This is a genomic window from Pseudonocardia broussonetiae, from assembly GCF_013155125.1.
GTDB classification, from domain to species: Bacteria; Actinomycetota; Actinomycetes; order Mycobacteriales; family Pseudonocardiaceae; genus Pseudonocardia; species Pseudonocardia broussonetiae.
The window spans coordinates 1,497,597-1,515,425 of the sequence record NZ_CP053564.1; the positions used below are offsets into that span (position 1 = coordinate 1,497,597).

At 76.6% G+C, this 17,829-nt stretch carries 18 protein-coding genes; 5 read left to right on the forward strand and 13 right to left on the reverse strand.

Features of this window, described 5'->3' with window-relative positions; genetic code table 11:
• Positions 1 to 25: 25 nt before the first annotated feature.
• The 13 genes from HOP40_RS07450 to HOP40_RS07510 all read right to left on the reverse strand — a co-directional run bounded on the left by HOP40_RS07450 (position 26) and on the right by HOP40_RS07510 (position 14,492).
• The gene (locus HOP40_RS07450; RefSeq protein WP_172155972.1) at positions 26 to 1,771 is read right to left on the reverse strand and encodes a sodium/solute symporter; all 1,746 of its coding nucleotides are present in this window, start codon (positions 1,769 to 1,771) and stop codon (positions 26 to 28) included.
• A 6-nt stretch (positions 1,772 to 1,777) separates the two neighbouring features.
• Positions 1,778 to 3,328: a hypothetical protein gene (locus HOP40_RS07455; protein ID WP_172155974.1), complete on the reverse strand. Its 1,551-nt coding sequence runs from the start codon at positions 3,326 to 3,328 to the stop codon at positions 1,778 to 1,780.
• A 32-nt stretch (positions 3,329 to 3,360) separates the two neighbouring features.
• Positions 3,361 to 4,233, reverse strand: a complete 873-nt coding sequence (locus HOP40_RS07460) for a LytR/AlgR family response regulator transcription factor (protein ID WP_172155976.1) — start codon at positions 4,231 to 4,233, stop codon at positions 3,361 to 3,363.
• A 110-nt stretch (positions 4,234 to 4,343) separates the two neighbouring features.
• Complete coding sequence (locus tag HOP40_RS07465) at positions 4,344 to 5,207, reverse strand: S49 family peptidase (protein WP_172168030.1); 864 nt, start codon at positions 5,205 to 5,207, stop codon at positions 4,344 to 4,346.
• A 33-nt stretch (positions 5,208 to 5,240) separates the two neighbouring features.
• The gene (locus tag HOP40_RS07470) at positions 5,241 to 6,437 is read right to left on the reverse strand and encodes a sensor histidine kinase (RefSeq protein ID WP_240157565.1); all 1,197 of its coding nucleotides are present in this window, start codon (positions 6,435 to 6,437) and stop codon (positions 5,241 to 5,243) included.
• Between the two features lie 5 nt (positions 6,438 to 6,442).
• A complete protein-coding gene (locus tag HOP40_RS07475) occupies positions 6,443 to 7,318 on the reverse strand; it encodes an Fpg/Nei family DNA glycosylase (protein ID WP_172155980.1) in 876 nt (291 codons plus the stop codon).
• Positions 7,318 to 7,758: a hypothetical protein gene (locus tag HOP40_RS07480; RefSeq protein ID WP_172155982.1), complete on the reverse strand. Its 441-nt coding sequence runs from the start codon at positions 7,756 to 7,758 to the stop codon at positions 7,318 to 7,320. The genes HOP40_RS07475 and HOP40_RS07480 overlap by 1 nt, the downstream gene beginning before the upstream one ends.
• A gap of 46 nt (positions 7,759 to 7,804) precedes the next feature.
• Positions 7,805 to 8,311: a cupin domain-containing protein gene (locus HOP40_RS07485; protein WP_172155984.1), complete on the reverse strand. Its 507-nt coding sequence runs from the start codon at positions 8,309 to 8,311 to the stop codon at positions 7,805 to 7,807.
• An 89-nt stretch (positions 8,312 to 8,400) separates the two neighbouring features.
• Complete coding sequence (locus HOP40_RS07490; protein ID WP_172155986.1) at positions 8,401 to 9,636, reverse strand: cytochrome P450; 1,236 nt, start codon at positions 9,634 to 9,636, stop codon at positions 8,401 to 8,403.
• A gap of 10 nt (positions 9,637 to 9,646) precedes the next feature.
• Positions 9,647 to 10,231: a methylated-DNA--[protein]-cysteine S-methyltransferase gene (locus tag HOP40_RS07495; protein WP_172155988.1), complete on the reverse strand. Its 585-nt coding sequence runs from the start codon at positions 10,229 to 10,231 to the stop codon at positions 9,647 to 9,649.
• Positions 10,228 to 10,860: a TetR/AcrR family transcriptional regulator gene (locus tag HOP40_RS07500; protein WP_172155990.1), complete on the reverse strand. Its 633-nt coding sequence runs from the start codon at positions 10,858 to 10,860 to the stop codon at positions 10,228 to 10,230. Before HOP40_RS07500 ends, HOP40_RS07495 begins: the two co-directional genes overlap by 4 nt.
• 75 nt (positions 10,861 to 10,935) lie before the next feature.
• On the reverse strand, positions 10,936 to 12,714 hold the full coding sequence (locus HOP40_RS07505) for a gamma-glutamyltransferase family protein (RefSeq protein WP_420821791.1): 1,779 nt from the start codon (positions 12,712 to 12,714) through the stop codon (positions 10,936 to 10,938).
• A 38-nt stretch (positions 12,715 to 12,752) separates the two neighbouring features.
• Positions 12,753 to 14,492 (reverse strand): TM0106 family RecB-like putative nuclease, encoded by a 1,740-nt coding sequence (locus tag HOP40_RS07510; RefSeq protein ID WP_172155992.1) that lies wholly within the window; start codon positions 14,490 to 14,492, stop codon positions 12,753 to 12,755.
• Between the two features lie 34 nt (positions 14,493 to 14,526).
• On the opposite strand from HOP40_RS07510, the gene HOP40_RS07515 reads away from it, so the two are divergent.
• The 5 genes from HOP40_RS07515 to HOP40_RS07535 are packed head-to-tail and all read left to right on the forward strand — an operon-like array spanning position 14,527 to position 17,826.
• Complete coding sequence (locus HOP40_RS07515) at positions 14,527 to 15,042, forward strand: DUF6474 family protein (RefSeq protein WP_172155994.1); 516 nt, start codon at positions 14,527 to 14,529, stop codon at positions 15,040 to 15,042.
• A gap of 21 nt (positions 15,043 to 15,063) precedes the next feature.
• Complete coding sequence (locus HOP40_RS07520; protein WP_172155996.1) at positions 15,064 to 15,585, forward strand: hypothetical protein; 522 nt, start codon at positions 15,064 to 15,066, stop codon at positions 15,583 to 15,585.
• 34 nt (positions 15,586 to 15,619) lie between these two features.
• Entirely contained in the window at positions 15,620 to 16,288 is a 669-nt protein-coding gene (locus tag HOP40_RS07525; protein WP_172155998.1) for a YcnI family copper-binding membrane protein, read from the forward strand.
• Positions 16,285 to 16,842, forward strand: coding sequence for a copper resistance CopC family protein (locus HOP40_RS07530; RefSeq protein ID WP_172156000.1), 558 nt, complete (start codon positions 16,285 to 16,287; stop codon positions 16,840 to 16,842). The genes HOP40_RS07525 and HOP40_RS07530 overlap by 4 nt, the downstream gene beginning before the upstream one ends.
• An 18-nt stretch (positions 16,843 to 16,860) precedes the next feature.
• The gene (locus HOP40_RS07535; protein ID WP_172156002.1) at positions 16,861 to 17,826 is read left to right on the forward strand and encodes a copper resistance D family protein; all 966 of its coding nucleotides are present in this window, start codon (positions 16,861 to 16,863) and stop codon (positions 17,824 to 17,826) included.
• Positions 17,827 to 17,829: the final 3 nt, after the last annotated feature.

Genomic DNA, 17,829 nt, shown 5'->3' on the forward strand with positions numbered 1-17,829 from the left:
ACCAGGCCCTCCGAACGGGTGGTGCTCACGCCGGATCGGGGTCGGGGTCGTCGTCGATCCGGTCGTGGGTGAGCCCGAGCCGCTCGGGGGCGTGGAGCCGCAGCAGGGCGCGGTCGACGTCGGCGGGGACCTCGTCGCGGGTGAGGCGGCTGACCAGCACCATCGTCAGGAACGCGGCGGGCACCGTGACGGCGGCGGGCCGGTTGAGCAGGACGCCGAGCCAGCCCGCGGGCGGCGTCGCGAACAGGGAGACCGCCGTGCTGGCGCCCGACAGCACGCCGCCCACCAGCAGCCCGGCGACGGCCCCCCGCGCGGTCAGCCCGCGCCACCAGATGCCCAGCACGAGCAGCGGGCAGAACGTCGACGCGGCGACGGCGAAGACGAGCGGGACGGTGAGCGAGAAGTCCAGGCGCGTGACCGACAGCGCGAGCGCCAGCGGCACGACGGTGGACAGGACGGCGGCGAACCGGAAGTCGCGCCACCGCCCGGGCAGCACGTCGGTGAACAGCACCCCGGCCAGGCTGACGACGATCCCGGAGGACGTGGAGAGGAACGCGGCCGCGGCACCGGCGGCGACCAGCCCGCCCAGCAGCCACCCCGCCGTGCCCTGCCCGAGCGCGGCGACCGGCACGAGCAGCACCGCCGCGTCGGTCTGCCCGCTGACCAGCAGCTGCGGGGTGTAGAGCCGCGAGAGCGCGCCGAGCAGGATGACCAGGACGTAGAAGCCGCCGATCATCGCCAGCACGATGACGGTGGTGCGGCGCGCCGCCCGGCCGTCGGGGTTGGTGTAGAAGCGCACGAGCACGTGCGGCAGCCCCATCGTGCCCAGGAAGCCGGCGATGAGGATCGAGTAGATCTCCAGGAGCTGGTCGGGGCGGCCGCCCGACATCGGCTCGAGCCACTCGCGGTCGGTGGCCGGCGCGCCCAGCACGGTCGGCACCGGGGTGCCTGCGGGGAAGACCAGGCTGGTCCCGGCGCGCACCTCGTGCGGCCCGGGCGCCCAGTCCAGCGGGCCCTCGACGCGCACGCCGTCGACCTCGCCGGTGGCCTCGATCCGCACCGCCTCCCCGACCTGCAGCACCGCGTCGGTGCGGATGCCCACGGTGGTGGCGGCGGGGAAGGCGGGCGCCGTCGGCCGGTCGAAGGAGTGGTCGGTGCCCAGGAAGACGCCGAGCACCACGATCGCGGGCACGAGCAGCGCCGTCAGCTTGAGCCAGTACTGGAAGGCCTGCACGAAGGTGATCGAGCGCATCCCGCCGCCGACGACGGTCAGCAGGACGACGGCACCGGCCGCGGCCACCCCGCTCCACGCGGGCAGCGTGGTGAGGGTGGTGAGCGCCAGCCCGGCGCCCTGCAGCTGCGGCAGGAGGTAGAGCCAGCCGATGACCAGCACGAACACCGTGCAGAGCCGGCGCAGCACCGGCGAGGCGAGCCGGGCCTCGGCGAAGTCGGGCACCGTGTACGCCCCGGAGCGGCGCAGCGGCGCGGCCACGAACAGCACCAGTGCCAGGTAGCCCGCGACGAACGCCACCGGGTACCACAGCGCGTCGGCGCCCTCGCGCAGGATCAGCCCCGCGATGCCGAGGAACGACGCCGCCGACAGGTACTCGCCGGAGATGGCGCTCGCGTTCGCGACCGGTCCGACCGTGCGGGAGGCCACCAGGAAGTCCGACGTGCTGCGCGCGACCCGCACGCCGTAGGAGCCGATCACCGCCGAGACGATCCCGACCAGCCCGATGGCCACGAGCGCGTACTGCGCCGAGGGGGTCACCGGCACCTAGTCCTGGACGTGGTCGGCGAAGTTCTGCTCGACGCGCTCGGCGGTGCGGGTGTGCCACCAGCCCAGGCCGAGCAGGAACGGGTACACCAGCACGCCGAGCAGCAGCCAGGGCAGCCGCAGCCCGAACACCTCGGTGCGGCCGATCTCGGGGAACACCGCGAACGCCAGCGGCAGCAGGCCCAGCGTGAGCGCGGCGAAGAGCGCGAAGCGCAGCGCGACGGTGAGCTGGGAGCCGATCAGGTTGCTGCGCAGCAGCTCGCCGACGGCCCCGCCCTCCTGGATGTCGACGACGGTGCGCACCGGGTGCGCCTGGTTGCGCCGCTCGGACAGGGTGACCTTGACCCGCCGCAGCGGGATCCCGGTGTCGGTGACCGGCTCGCCGGGCTCGGCGGCGCGCGGCTCGGGCACCTCGACGTCGCCGGGCAGGGACGGGGCCGCGGTGGCCGTGCCGTCCTCGGCGACCGGCGACATGGTGGCGCTCCAGAGCACGCCCTCGTCGTCGGGGTCGGAGAGCAGGTCGCCGTCGTCCTCGTCGTCGTCCCGGTAGTGGTCCACCTCGATCCGCTGCACGGGGCCGGTGAGGTCGAGGCGGTCGGCGGGGTCGCGGACCAGGCCGCGGGGGTCGGACGCCCACAGGTCGGTCTCGTCGACCGGGCGCGCCGGGCGGGGCGGGGCGAGCAGCGGGTCGTTCAGGACGGGGGCGTCGAGGACCGGGGGCGGCAGGACCGGCGGCGCCTGGACGAGGGGCGACGGGACCGGGGGCGACGGGACGGGGAGCGGCTGGACCGGCGGGGGCGGGAAGGGCGGGGGGCGCGGTCGACGGGCCGCCGGCCGGGCCGGGGGGCGAGCAGCCGGGCCGGGGCGCGCGGGGGGCAGGACGTCGGCGGGCGGCGGGGTGGCGGGCGGCGGGGCCAGCGGGCCGCGGGCGATGACCGTGGAGCCCGACCGGTCGTCGAGGTCGTCGAGGTCGCCGCGCAGGGCGGACGCGGCGAAGTCGGGGCCGCCGAACTCGTCGGGCGGGCGCGGGGCGGGCTGTGGGGGGACGGGCCGCACGGCGCCCTCGACGAAGCCGGGACCGCCGAACACGGCGGGTGCGTCGCTGGCCGAGCCGCGGGTGCCCGGCCGGTAGGCGCGCGGCGGGCGGCGGCCTCCCGGGCGCTCCTCCTCCCCGGGGCCGGACCAGCTGTCGTCGCCGCCCGGGCGGCGGCGGCGCGCCGCCGGGACCCCGGACGGGGGCATGGACGGGCCGCCGATCGGCGCGGGGGCGGGCGCCCCGGGGCCGGGCGTGGCCACGGAGTGCCGGGGGACGTGCGAGACGCCGGGCGGCTCCCCGGCGGGGTCGCGCCGCGCGTGCCGCCCGCCCGCGCCCGAGCGGCGCTCGGCCATGCGGCGGCGCATCTCCTCCTGCACCCAGGAGGAGCCGGTGCCCGACGAGCCGGCGCCGGCCGACCCCTCGGCGGGGTCGTCGGCGGGGTCGTCGTCGGCGGGTTCGTCCTCGTCCGGGCCCGGCGTCACCGACGGCGGCGCGCCGTCGATGGAGGTGCTCACGACACGGCCTCGCTACGTCCGGCCGCGGGGGCTCATCGCTGGCTCCACGCCTGCTTCGTGGCGCGGACGAGCCGGTCCTTGAGCTCGCGGGTGTGGCGGCGGCTGACCGGGAGCTCGGCGCAGTCCGGGCCGGTGCCGACGCGCACGACGTAGCCCGATCCGGACAGCCGCAGCTCGGTGACCAGCGGCAGCGACACCAGGAACGACCGGTGGATGCGGACGAAGCCGGCGTCGCGCCAGCGGTCCTCCAGCACCGACAGGGGGATGCGGACGAGGTGGCTGCCCTCGTGGGTGTGCAGGCGCGCGTAGTCGCCCTGCGCCTCGACGTAGCGCACGGCCGAGCGCGGCACGAGCTTCGTGGTGCCGGCGAGCTCGACGGGGATGACCTCGTCCTCGCCGCTCTCCTGCTGCACCGGCTCGGCCATCGCCGCGGTGCGGCTGGCCAGGATCCGGTCGATCGAGGCGGAGAGGCGCTCGGAGCGCAGCGGCTTGAGCAGGTAGTCGACGGCGCCGACCTCGTAGGCGTCGACCGCGCGGTCGTCGTGCGCGGTGACGAACACGACCGACGGCGGGACGGCCATCGAGGAGAACACGCGGGCGAGCTCCAGCCCGTCGAGGCCGGGCATCCGGATGTCGAGGAAGACGACCTCGACGTCGGTGCGCTCGGCGACCCGGGTGCCCGTGGCCTGGTTCAGGGAGCCGCGCGGCGCCTGCCCGGCCGTGGCGGCCTCGCGCACGCCTTGCCGGCTGTTGAGGATCCGCAGCGCGTCGGTGGCGTCGGACGCCTTGAGCACGAGCCCGACACGGGGGTCCTCGCCCAGCAGGTACGCGAGTTCCTCGAGTGCCGGCTCCTCGTCGTCCACGGCGAGGACGACCAGGCCACCGGAGCTGTCGTTGCTGTCCACGATCTCCTCATCCTGCCCGCGACGATCACGGGTGCCGCCAACCATGGTGACGGCCAATCCGTGTGAGTGCCAGGGGCACGCACCAATCGGGTTCGTTCGATCACACGCCGCTACAAACCGTACCGTGCCCACATCGCGCGCACCTCGGCCGCCTGCAGGACGCCGAGCAGGCCGTCCGTCCCGAACGGCGCGCCCGCCGCGGCGGGCGCGCCCAACCCGAGGCGGGCGAGCAGCGGCTTGCGGGTGTCGACCGTCACCAGCTCGGCCTGGGGGAACCGCTCCGAGAGCACGGCGTGCGCGGTGCCCAGCCCGTCGACCAGGCCCAGCTCCAGCGCCTTCGCGCCGGTCCAGACCTCGCCCGTGAACAGGTCGGCGTCGGAGGAGAGGCGCTCACCGCGTCGGGTCGTCACCCAGTCGCGGAACATCGCGTGCAGCTGGTCCTGCAGGTCGCGCAGCCAGGCGACGTCCTCGGGCTTCTCCGGCAGGAACGGGTCGAGCCGCGCCTTCGACGTGCCGGCGGTGTAGAGGCGGCGCTCCACGCCGAACCGCTCGATCAGCCCGTCGAGCCCGAAGCCCTGGCTGACGACGCCGATCGAGCCGACCAGCGACGTGGGGTGCGCGTGGATCTCGTCGGCGGCGCAGGCCAGCCAGTAGCCGCCGGACGCGGCGACGTCCTCGCAGAACGCCAGCACCGGCACGCCCTTCTCGTCGGCGTGGCGGCGCACGGCGTCGGCGACCAGGGCCGACTGCGTCGGGGACCCGCCCGGCGAGTTGACCAGCAGCGCGACGGCGGCGAGCCGGTCGGGCGCGAACGCGCGGTCCAGCGTCTTCTCCACGGCCGCCGCGTTGATCACCGACCGCGGCACCGGACCGGCCGTCGGCGTGATCACGCCGTGCAGGCGGACCAACGACACCACGGGCTTGTCGGTGCGGGTGCCGGGGAGCCGGGAGGCCAGGGCGTCGGGGAGGCGCAGCACGTCCATGCCGACCACGCTACGCGCGGAGGCTCACACCCGGACGTTGGCGCGGAACTTCGGCACCCGCAGGGTGATCTTCATGCCCTCGCCGATGTTGGTCTCGACGACGAGGCCGAAGTCGTCGCCGAAGGCCGAGCGCATCCGGTCGTCGACGTTGCCCAGGCCGACGTGCGCGCCGGAGAGGTGGGCGTCGTCGAGGTCCTCGGTGAGGCGCGCCGGGTCCATGCCCACGCCGTTGTCCTCGACGATGATCACGCACTCGGAGCCCGCGTTCTCCGCGGTGAGGGTGATCGTGCCGCCGCTGGGCTTGCCCGCGAGGCCGTGGCGCACGGCGTTCTCGACGAGCGGCTGCAGGGCGAGGAACGGCAGCACGACGCCGAGGACCTCGGGCGCGATCTGCAGCTTGATGTTGAGCCGGTCGGAGAAGCGCGCCTTCTCGAGCTCGATGTAGCGCTCGATGTTGGTGAGCTCCTCCTTCAGCGTCGTGTACTCCCCCGCGGTGCGGAAGGAGTAGCGCGTGAAGTCGGCGAAGGACAGCAGCAGCTCGCGGGCCCGGACCGGGTCGGTGCGGATGAACGAGGCGATCGTCGTCAGCGCGTTGTAGATGAAGTGCGGCGAGATCTGGGCGCGCAGGGCGCGGACCTCGGCGCGGTCCAGGCGCCGGCGCGACTCGTCGAGCTCGGCCAGCTCCAGCTGGCTCGACACGTACCGCGCCACCTCGGCCGTGGCCCGCAGCAGCACCGGGCCCGCCGTGGAGGTGGTGAGGGCGGCGAGCGTGCCGATGATGTTGCCGTCGGTCTCCAGCGGGACGACGACGACGCCGCGCACCTCGCAGCCGGGGTGGTCGCACGAGATGGAGGTGTGCGACATGACCTCCTGGCGCCCGGTGGCGATCACCTTCTCGGCCAGGATCCGCACGTCGGGCTGGTGCTGGTCGGAGTCGCCGTCCCAGGCCAGGGTGGCGCCCCGGTTGTCGGTCATCGCCAGCGCGCAGGTCTCCAGCAGCGTGCGCAGGTAGGGCAGGGCGAACCGGGCCGACTGCGGGGACAGGCCCTCGCGCAGCGCGGGCGCGGCGAGCGCGACCGTGTGCAGCGTGCCGAACGTGGCCTTCTCCAGCGGGTTGGCGAAGGTGTTGCGGCGGTTGCGCAGCGCGTAGAAGACGGTGGCGGCGACGCTCAGCACCAGCAGGCCGCCCAGGACGAGGACGACCGGCGACAGCGCTTCCACGATCTCTACCTCACCAGCCGGGACAGTCGACGGTCGGCCAGCGGCTTGCCGCCGGTCTGACATCCCGGACAGTACTGGAACGACTTCGTCGCGAAGGAGACCTCTCGCACGACGTCGCCGCAGACGGGGCACGGGAGCCCCGTGCGGGCGTGGACCCGCAGGCCGGAGCGCTTCTCGCCCTTCAGCTCGGCCGCCTTCTGGCCCACCGAGCGGTCGACGGCGTCGGTGAGCACCGAGCGCAGCGCGGCGTAGAGGGCGTCGACCTGCTCGGTGGTCAGCCGCCCCGCCGACGCGTAGGGCGAGAGCCGGGCGGTGTGCAGGATCTCGTCGCTGTAGGCGTTGCCGACGCCCGCGAGCACGGTCTGCTCCACCAGCAGCGTCTTGATCCGCTCGCCGCGCCCCGCCAGCAGCGCCGCGAACTCGTCGCGGGTGAGCGCCAGCGCGTCCGGGCCCAGCCGCGCGATGCCGGGCACCTGCTGCGGGTCGGGGACGAGGTACACGGCGAGCCGCTTCTGCGTGCCGGCCTCGGTGAGGTCGAAGCCCGGGCCGCCGACGTGGTCGAGGTGCACCCGCAGCTCCAGCGGCCCGCGCCCGGGCTTGGGCGGGGTGGTGGTGGCGGTGTCGTGCCAGCGCAGCCAGCCGGCGCGGGACAGGTGCGTGATCAGGTGGAGCGGGTCGTCGGGCCGGTCGGCGAACTCGACGGACAGGAACTTGCCGTAGCGCGCCGCGCCGGTGACGACCCGCCCGGCCAGCGCCGTGACCGGCGGGTCGAAGGTCTTGACCGCGCTCATCGACGCCACGTCGACGCGCGCGACGGGCCGGTAGATCGCGTGCTCGCGAAGGTGGTGGGCCAGGGCCTCGACCTCGGGGAGCTCGGGCATCAGTTCACCGGTTGCAGCGGACTGTCGGCGTGGCCGGGCGTGCCCTGCGTGCGCAGCCGCCGCACGACGATCCGCAGCTCCTCGCGGGCCTTCGCGCCGCCGCGGACGAGCCCCGTCCAGCGCTCGGCGGGCTGGTCGTAGCTGCCCGCCGTCTCCGCGACGACCGTCCACGGCCGCCGCAGCCACCAGCGGATCGGGAAGAACAGGACCACGGCCGCCGCGAGCGCCCAGAGGAACCACGGGACGTGCACGAGCCCGGGCGTCCAGACGATGAGGATCACCCAGAACAGGAACAGCGCGGAGAGGATGAGGACCGCGGCGCCGCGGCCGCCGTCGACGTCGTGCTCGAAGTCGTCGCCCGTGGCGGGCACGGACCACTCGATGTTGCGGCGCACCTGCCAGGTGCGCCCGTCGACGCCGGCGACCGTCTTCGTTCCCACGCCGTCCACTGTCCCACACCGGGGGCCCGTGGGGCGGGAGCGTTCGTCAGGCGGCGGGGCACGCCGCAGGGGCGCTGAGCTGGTCGGGAGCGCCGGGTGCGAGCAGGTAGGCGACGACGAGCTCCGCGGTGGTGTCGCCGTCGTTGCGCAGCGTGTGCGGCACGGCGTCCGGGATGAACAGCGCGTCGCCCGCCTCGTAGGTGACGGGGTCGCACGCGTTCTCGAGCTGCAGCGTCACGCTGCCCGCGGTGACGATGGTCGTCTCGGTGCCGGGGTGCAGCGCCCAGCCGATCGCGATGCCGGGCGGGATGCTCGCGGTGCGCACCGAGTAGACGGCGGGCCCGGGCGTCCGGATCTGCAGGGGGTCCTCGACGAGGCCGCTGCCCAGCAGCTGGGGCAGCCGCGGCGGGGACCCGTCGCCGGCCGCCGGTGCCGTGGGGGCGGGCGCCGCGGTGTCCTCCGCCGGGTCGCCCAGCTGGCCCGGTTGCGCGCACCCGGCGACCGTGGCCGCCGCGACGGCGAGCACCACCAGCATCCGAGCCGTCCTGCGCACCGGTGAACCTCCCGCGGTCGTCCGGACACCCACGGTAGTGGAAGGATCATCCGGCGCTCGTCCGGTACTCCCCCGGTCGTGGCGGCCGACTACGGGACGGGCCGGGTCCGCAGGGGGAGACGGGTGATCCCGTTGATGAAGTTCGACGTGAGCCGGCGCGGCTCGCCGTCGAGCTCGACGGGCGGGCGGGCCAGGAACTCGGTGAAGAACGCGCGCATCTGCAGCCGCGCGAACGCCGCACCCAGGCACAGGTGCGGACCCTGGCCGAAGGCGAGGTGCTCGTTCGGGGTGCGGGCCGGGTCGAAGCGCAGCGGGTCGGGGAAGCGGCGCTCGTCGGCGTGGGCAGAGCAGTGGTAGACGACGACCTTGTCGCCCGCGGCGATCTCCCGCCCGGCGAGCACGACGTCGCGGGTGGCGGTGCGGCGGAACGTGAGCACCGGCGGATGGACCCGCAGCATCTCCTCGATCGCCGCCGGCAGCCCGGACGGGTCCTCGCGCAGCCGCGCGTACGCCTCCGGGTTCTGCAGCAGCGCCAGCACGCCGCCGGGCAGCGCGCTGCGGACGGTGTCGTTGCCCGCGATGACCAGCAGGAAGAAGAACATGTGCAGCTCGGCCCCGGTGAGCCGCTCGCCGTCGACCTCCGCCTGCACGAGCGCGGTCATCACGTCGTCGGCGGGCTCCTCGCGCTTGCGGTCGGCCAGCGAGCCGGCGTAGGCGAACATGTCGGCGAGCTGGGCGGGCGATCGCGGGTTGACCGGGCGCCCGTCGGCGTCGGTGACGACCTCCGCGTGCTCGGGGTCCTGGTAGCCGATGACGCGGTCGGTCCAGCGCTTGAGCAGGGGCCGGTCGGCGTGCGGCACGCCGAGCAGGTCGGACAGGTTCTGCAGCGGCAGGTCGTCGGTGACGTCGGTGAGGTCGAACCGCGGCCCGGCCGCCGCCAGCAGCGTGCGCGCCCGCTCGGCGATGACGTCGGCGAAGCGCTCCAGGCGCCGCCGGGTGAACGCGCCGGTGACCAGCGTGCGCAGGCGCACCTGCTCGGGCGGGTCCATGTTGAGGACCATGCGGCGGATGAACGGGAGGTCGGCCGGGTCGGGGTCGCGGATCTGCGTGGCGCCCAGCGAGGACGAGAAGTCCTGCGGGCTGCGCAGGACGTGGCGGACGTCGTCGTAGCGGGTGACGGCCCAGTACCCGGGCCCGGCGGGCCAGATGCCGACCTCGTGCTCGTCCTGCCAGCTCACCGGGTCGGTGTCGCGCAGCGTCCGCAGCGCCTCGTGGGGCACGCCGCGGGCGAAGACGCGGGGGTCGAAGACGTCGATCGCGCTCACGCCCGCCCCCTCAGCCGAAGTCCAGCGCGGGCGTGAGCACGCCCTCCAGCGCGAGCAGCCACTCCTTGGTGGCGCGGCCGCCGCCGAACCCGCCCAGCCCGTCGGAGCCCAGCACGCGGTGGCAGGGCACGACGACCGGGACCGGGTTGGAGCCCATGATCGCGCCGACGCCGCGGGCGGCGGTGTGGCCGCGGGCCGGGTCGGCGCCGGCCAGGCCGGCCCGGGCGGCGAGCTCGCCGTAGGTGACGGTGGCGCCGAACGGGACGGTGGCGAAGAGGGCGTCGAGCACCCGGCGCTGCGAGCCCGACATGAGCGACCGGTCCAGGGGCACGGTGAACACCCGGCGCCGCCCGGCCAGGTACTCGGCGAGCTCGCCCGTGGCCTGCTCGAGCAGCGGTGCCGAGGCGACGACCTCCGCGCCCAGCCGCGCGGCCGCGCGGGCCGCGACCTGCGGCGCGTCGCCGAACGCGACCAGCGCCAGCCCGGCCGCGGTGGCGCCGACGGTGAGCGCGCCGATCGGCGCGGGAGCCGGCACGACGGCCACGGCCAGGGTCCGGGGCGCGCCGTGGTCGCCCGTGCCTCGGTCGTCGCTCATGCCCCGAGTGTGCCCGGTGCCCCCGACGGTCCGGGAGCGCCGGCCGGGAACAGGTCCGCGACCAGGTGCCGCGCGGCCCAGTCCGACCAGTCCGGGACCGTCCAGCCGTGCCCGACGACCAGCCGCCCGTAGACCTCGGGCGAGAGCAGCGCGTCGAGCATCTCGGTGGCGCGCTGCAGCGACACCTCGGTGGTGAAGCCGGGACGGTCGGCGAGCTCGTCGACGACGCGGGCGTGCGCCGCCAGCGCGGCGCGCCGCGACCGGTCGAGCAGCTCCGCGGGCTCGGGGTCGGCCGCGGCGGCGCGCAGGACGGCGTCGAGCGGGTGGCGCCGCGCCACCTCCGCCGCGGTGGCCTCGACGTAGGAGCGCAGCTCGCCGGGACCGTCCGCCGCCGCTCCCGGTCGCCACCCGGAACGGTGATCCTGCGCGTCCGCGTCGAGGACGGCCTCCAGTACCGCGGCCTTGCTGCCGAAGGAGAGGTAGAGCGTCTGCACCGCGACCCCCGCCGCCTTCGCCAGCGCGGTCGTGGTCGTGTCCAGGTACCCGAGCTCGACGAACAGCGGCGCCGCCGCCCCGACGATCCGTGCGCGCGTGGCCTCCGCCCGTGCGCTGCGCGTGCCGATGGCCACCGGACCTCTTTCCTGTAGGAGCTTTCTGCAATGTCGTTCCACAACGACGCTACAGCACGTCGTTCTGGAACGGTCTCACAGTGCCGCGGCCGCCCCGACCCCGCTGCGGGTGTCCGCCGCGGCGCGCAGCATCGGGCCGTCGCCGCGCCCGACCGCGCACATCCGGCCCAGCGCCCACTCCCCCGCGTCGACGACCTCGTGCCCGCGCCGGCGCAGCTCCCCGAACGCCGCCGCACCCAGGCGCGACTCCGCCACCAGGCCCGCGGGCTCCCACCCGCGCGGCGCGAACGAGCTGGGGAAGGCGGTGGAGTGCCACGCCGGGGCGTCGATCGCGGCCTGCAGGTCCAGCCCGCCGACGGTGTGGGCGAGCCAGAAGCACAGCTGCCACTGGTCCTGCTGGTCACCGCCCGGGGTGCCGAAGGCGATCCGGGGCTCGCCGTCGAGCAGGCCGAGCGAGGGCGACAGCGTGGTGCGCGGACGCCGCCCGGGCACCAGCGACGACGGCAGGCCGTCCTCCAGCCAGAACATCTGCGCGCGGGTGCCGAGGCAGAACCCCAGCGCGGGGATGGTGGGCGAGGACTGCAGCCACCCGCCCGACGGCGTCGCCGAGACCATGTTGCCGGCGGCGTCGACGACGTCGACGTGCACCGTGTCGCCCCGCACGGCCCCGCTGCGGCTGACGGTCGGCTCCCCCAGCCCCGGACCGCTGACGCCGTCGCCCCGCTGCCGCCCCGGACGGGCGGCGTGGACGGCCAGCCGCGGCGCGCGGCCGTCCGGGCTCCCCGGCCGCAGCTCGCGGGACGCGTCCTCCCCGATGAGCGCCCGGCGCTGCCCGGCGTACGCCGGCGACACCAGCGCGTCGAGCGGCACCGGGGCGCTGTCGCCGTACCAGGCCTCGCGGTCGGCGAAGGCGAGCTTCGCGGCCTCGGCGGCGCGGTGGACCGTGGCGGCGGTGGCGACCCCGTCGGCGTACTCCACGTCGCCGCGCAGGAGCTGGAGCATCTGCGGCAGCACCGGCCCCTGGGACCACCCGCCGGGCTTCGCCACCGTCCAGCCCCCGCCGACGTCGACGGCGAGCGCGTCCTCGTAGGTCGCCGACCAGCGGGCGAGGTCGTCGGCGACGAGCAGGCCGGGGTGGTCGCGGCCGGACTCGTCGCGGACCGGGACCGTGCAGAACGCCGCGATCTCCTCGGCGACGAAGCCGCGGTACCAGGCGTCGCGGGCGGCGTCGATCCGCGCCTCGCGGCTCGGGCCGACCGCGGCGTCGAGCAGCCGACGCCAGGTCTCAGCCAGCACCGGGAGCCGGTGCGTCGAGGTGGGGACGTCCCCGTCGGGCAGCCAGGTCCGCGCCGAGGACGTCCAGTGCTCGCGGAAGTGCGCGGCGACCGTCGCGATCGTCGGGGGGATCCGCGGGACCAGCGGGAACCCGCCCACCGCGTACCCGATCGCCGGTTCGAGGACCTGCGCGAGGCTCCAGGTGCCGTGGTCGCGCAGGAGCGTCAGCCAGCCGTCCCAGGCGCCGGGGACGGTGGCCGCGAGCAGCCCGGTGCCCGGCACGATCGGCAGGCCGCAGCCGTCGCGCAGCCGCTCGACGGTGGCCGCCGCCGGCGCGACGCCCTGCCCGCACAGCACCCGCGGCACCGGGTCCGCGGCGGTGACGAAGACCGCCGGCACCTCGCCCCCGGGCCCGCACAGGTGCGGCTCCACCACCTGCAGCACGAACCCGGCCGCGACGACCGCGTCGAACGCGTTGCCTCCGCGGGCGAGCACGGACATCGCCGTGGAGGTGCCGAGGTGGTGGGTGCTGGAGGCGGCCCCGGCGGGCCCCCGCTGCTCGTGCTTCGTCGGTGCCACCCGCCGATCCTGGCGGGCGGCGCAGCGCGGCGCAGCACCTACAGGTCGGCGGCCAGGGGCACGTCGTCGATCGCGGGGGACGTCATCCACACCCGGACGGCGTGGGTGGCGGCGACGTCGTCGGCGTTGTACTCCAGCAGCCGCTCGCGCTGGACCGGGTCGGGCGGGGCACCGTCCATGCCCACCGCGTCGCGGTACCAGCGCATGGAGTTCTCGCCGCTCGCCTCGGCGTCGTGCCAGCCGAAGCCCGCGGCGGGGGCGATGCGCTTGAGCCCCTTGCCGTGCGCGCACAGGAACCACTCGTTGACCACGGCGAACAGGTCGACCCAGCACGGGTCGGCGATGAACGCCTCGACCTCCGCGATCGGCGGGATGCCCGGCATCCCGGCGAAGCGCTGCGCGGAGCCCAGCAGCCAGCGGTTCTCGGCCTGCTCGTTGTAGCAGTAGGCGGCGAACGTGCGGCCCGACGCGGCGGCCCGGGCGCGCACCGCGGAGAGCCAGCCCCAGAACGCGGCGAAGGAGCGGGCCTCGTCGAGGGTGGGCACCGGGTCCCAGGTGGCGAAGGCGCGGTAGCCGTCGGGCTCGTCGCCCGGGCGGGCGCCGCCGGGGTGGGTGAGCAGCGCGCCCCACAGGTAGGCGCCGGACTCCCCGAAGCTCTCCATGTCGACGTCGACCTCGACGTCGGCGCGCAGCACCGGCACCCGGGGCACCCGCCGCACGACCGACAGGTCCTTGCGCCACGCCCGGGCGAGCGCGACGACGTCGGGGTAGGGCTGCGCGGGGAACGGGATGGGCGGCTCGGCCGTGGGGTCGAGCCCCGCGAGCTGCTCGACCGTCTGCACCCCGACCTCGCGCAGCGCCACCGCCGTCTCCCCGCGGACGACGAGGCTGACGTCGTCGGTGCGGCGGAGCTCGGCCTCGCAGGTGGGCCACCACGGGCAGTGCCGGCACTCGTTGACGCGCGAGGGCGCGGCGAGCGCGGGCGCGCCGGTGGCCGCGGCCCGCGCGACGGCCGTGCGGTCGGCGAAGCGGGCCTCGTACTCGGCGAGCGTGGAGCGCCCGCCCGGCCAGTGCCCGGAGCGCAGGTCGTGCCACACCACCGCGTCGGCGTCGAGCCCGATCACCCCGGCGAGGTGGGCGTGGCGCGCCGCGTCGGGTGGGGCCCAGCCGGCGGCGCGCAGCAGGCGGTGCAGGTGGGCCAGGCGCAGCAGGTCGCGCGGCTGCGAGCGGACCTTGCGCGCGGGGTCGGGCAAGGCGCGGTCGGGGTGCGGCGCCAGCAGCGGCGACGTGACCGCGCCGGTGCCCGGGTCGGTGACCCGGTGCCGCACGACGACCAGCGGCACGTACCCGCCGCCGGGCAGCCGCACCAGCAGCTCGGCCCCGCCGCGCCCGGCGCCGTCGGACGGCAGCACCGCCCCCCACACGTACGGCGCCCCGCGCTCGACCGCCGCCGCCGTGGCCGCGACCCGCTCCGCCGTGCCGCCCGCCGGCACCCGCTCCCAGCCGTCGAGGACCGCGCCGAGCCGGGCGGCCAGCTCGTCGCGGTGCGCCGCGGCGTCGGCGCGGCGCTGCTCGAGCGAGGGGTCGGGCAGCGCCTGCGGGACGCCCGCCGCCGACGGGTCGTGGTCGAGGTGGATCCGGCGCCGGCAGCGGGTGAGCGACCCGGCGTCGAGCAGGACGGCAGGAGGGGAGGGGGTCCGCGCTGTCGCCGTCACACCCCCGAGGGTAATGAGGACCTCCGACAACCTCCGCGACTGCCGCCCGCCGCTGATCGTCATAGGCTGCGCCCCACACCGGTCGAGGAGGACGAGCATGGCTCTGGGGCGACGATCCCGGCGTACCGACGCGACGACGTCCGTCACCGACGCGGCGAAGGACGTCGGCAAGGCGGTGAAGAAGCCGCTGACCGGCAAGCAGGCGAAGCGGATGATCGGCGTGGGCACCGCGGTGCTGCCGCTCCTGACGCCGTACGCGCTGGCCGTGGCCGGCGCAGCGCGCGGGGCGTGGGACGCGCGCCGGGCCGCGCGCCTGGGCGTCGCGCCCGACCAGCTCGGCGCCTACTCCGGTCCGGGGGGCGCGCTGCACGCGCGGCTCTCCCGGATCGCCGAGGCGCTCACGGAGCTGGAGGGGCCGGACTCCCGCGCCACCGACGACGCCCGCGCGTTCGTCACCGCCACCCGTCCGCGGCTCGCCGACCTCGCCGTCGCCGTCCGGGCCGCGGAGCAGATGCCCACCCCGCGGCGCCGCACGGCCTACCGGTCGATCGGCGCCGAGCTCGACCGCATCGAGATCGACCTGCTGACCCACCTGGGAGTCGTCACCACCTGAGCCCCCCGCTACCGTCGGGGCGTGAACGGCGTCGGAGCGGGGGTGCGCGGGAGCGCGCTGGCGCTGCTCAGCGCCCTGCTCACGGCCACGGGGCACGCCGCGGGCGGTGGCGCCCTGCCCGACCTCGCGCTGCTCGTCGTCCTGCTCCCGCTGCTGTGCGGGGTCCTCGTCACGGTCGCCGAGCGCGCCTCCGGGCTCGTCGGGCTGCTCGGCGCGCTCGCCGCCGGCCAGCTCGCGCTGCACCACCTGCTGGAGCTGCTGCACCCCGCGCACGCCGACACGCCCGCACTGCTCGGTCCGTCCGGGATGTGGGCGATGCACGGCGCGGCCACGCTCGTCGTCGCCGCGGCGGTGCGCCACGCCGACACCGCGATCGCGGCCGTGCACGCCGCGCTGGCCCGGGTCCTGCCGCGCCGGACGGCCCCGCCGCCCGCGCGCCGCCCGCTGCCCGCCCCGGTCCCGGCCGCGCCCGCCGCGGGCCTGGCACTGGCCGGGGCGCTCGCCGCGACCCAGGTCCGGAGGGGTCCGCCGGTGGGGTGCTGACCCCCCGTCCGCACCCACTCCCCCGGAGACCCCCTTGTCCGCACGTCCCCGACGGCTCGCCCTGCGCGCCGCCACCGTCCTCGCCGCGGCGTCCGCCGCGGTCCTCGTCACCGCCGCTCCCGCGTTCGCCCACGTCACCGCCCAGGCCGGCGAGGTGCGCCAGGGCGGCTACGGCGTCGTCACCCTGCGCGTCCCCACCGAGTCCGACACCGCCGGCACCGTCGCCCTGCGCGTGACGCTGCCCGCTGAGCACCCCCTGCGGTCGGTCCGCACCAGCCCGGTGCCGGGCTGGACGGCCGTGCTGGAGCGCAGCGGCGAGACCGTCACCGCCGTCACCTGGACCGCCGACCCGGGCGTCCGCGTCGGTCCCGGCCAGTTCGCCGACTTCCCGCTGTCCCTGGGTCCGCTGCCCACCGACACCGACCTGCTCGTGCTGCCGGCGGTGCAGACCTACGACGACGGCGAGGTCGTCGCGTGGGACCAGCCGCCCACCGCCGACGGCTCCGAGCCCGAGCGCCCCGCCCCCACCGTCGAGCTGCTGCCCGCCGAGGACGCCACCGGCGCCGACCCGGCGGGCACCGGTGACGGCACCGCCCGCTGGATCGGCGGCGCGGGCCTGCTCGTCGGCGCGCTGGGACTGGGCCTGGGCGGCGGCGCCGTCCTGCAGAACCGGCGGCGCGCGAAGGAGGAGAGCACCCGATGACCCGCGTCCTGCGCGCGGCCGCGCTCACCCTGCTGTGCGGGTTCGCCCTGCTGCTCGGCACGGGTGTGGCCGCGGCGCACACCCGCCTGCTCGGCAGCGACCCCGCCGACGGCACCAGCCTCGACGCCGGGCCGTCCCGCGTCGCGCTCGAGTTCAACGAGACCATGCAGGCCGGCTTCTCGACGATCACCGTGGTCGGGCCGGACGGCACCCAGTTCCAGACGGGTGGGGTCACGGCGGACGGCGCGACGGTGGCGGTCGACGTCGGGCCGCTCGGCGCCGCCGGCCGCTACGAGATCGGCTACCGGGTGATCTCCGAGGACGGGCACCCCGTCACCGGCAGCGTCGCCTTCACGCTCACGGCCGACGGCCCCGCGGCCGCCGCGCCCGCCGCCCCGTCGTCGTCGTCGCAGGCCGCAGCCGCGCCCGCTCCCGCGGCGGCACCCGCCGCTCCCGCCGGGGACGGCGGGATGCCGGTGTGGCCGTGGATCGTCGGCGCGGTCGTGCTGGTCGGCGGCGGCGTCGCTGCGGCGCTGCGGCTGGGCCGCTCGTGACGGGCCCGGCCTGACCCGGTGACCTCCCCGACCGCCGCCACCCGCGACCGGCTCCGGCCCGTCGCGTGGAGCGTGCTGGCGGTCGGGGCGTCGCTGGCCGCGGCCGCGGTGGCCGGGGCGGGGGCGCTGGGGCTCGGCGTCGTCGCCACCCGGGTCGGCGCCGACGTGGCGGGCGTCGCCTGCGTCGGGCTGGCCCTGGTGGCGGTGCTGCTGCCCGGGCCGACCGGCGTCACGCGGCACGACCTCGCCCGCGTCGACCGGACCGTCGACCGAGCCCTGCTGGTGCTCGGCGGGGCGTGGGTCGCGCTCGTGCTGGTCGGCGTCGCGCTCCGCGCGGCCGACGCGTTCGGCCGCTCGCCCGGGCAGCTCGGCGCGGGCGAGGTGCTGGCCTGGTCGACGCGCCTCGCCGCGGGCCGCGGCCTGGTGCTGACGGCCGGGTGCGCGCTGGTCGTGCTCGTCTGCGCGGCCGTGCGGCTGCACGACCCGGACCGGATCGCCGTGCGGATCCCGCTGGTCGCGGCCCTGCTCGGCGTGCTGACCCCGACGGTCACCGGCCACGCCGGGTCGGCTCCGGACCACCAGCTCGCGGTGGTCACCGCCGCCCTGCACGCCGGGGCGGCCGCGCTGTGGGTGGGCGGCCTGGGCGGGCTGCTCGTGCTCGTCGCCCGGCACCGCACCCTGCTCGCGGCCACCCTCGGCCGGTTCTCCACGCTCGCCGGCGCGTGCGTCGTGATCGTCGCTATCACCGGCGTGCTCGGCGCGCAGGTCCGGCTGCAGGACTGGGGCGCGCTGCTCACCACGGGGTACGGGCTGATCGTGGCGGCCAAGTCGGTGGCGCTGGTGGCGCTCGCGGGGCTGGGCGGGCTGGCCCGGCGCCGGCTCGCGGCCGGGCGCCTGCCGGTGCTGCGCTGGGCGGGCGTCGAGGTGGCGCTCATGGCGGTGGTGCTCGGGCTCGCCGCGGCGCTCACCCAGACCGGCTCCTAGCCG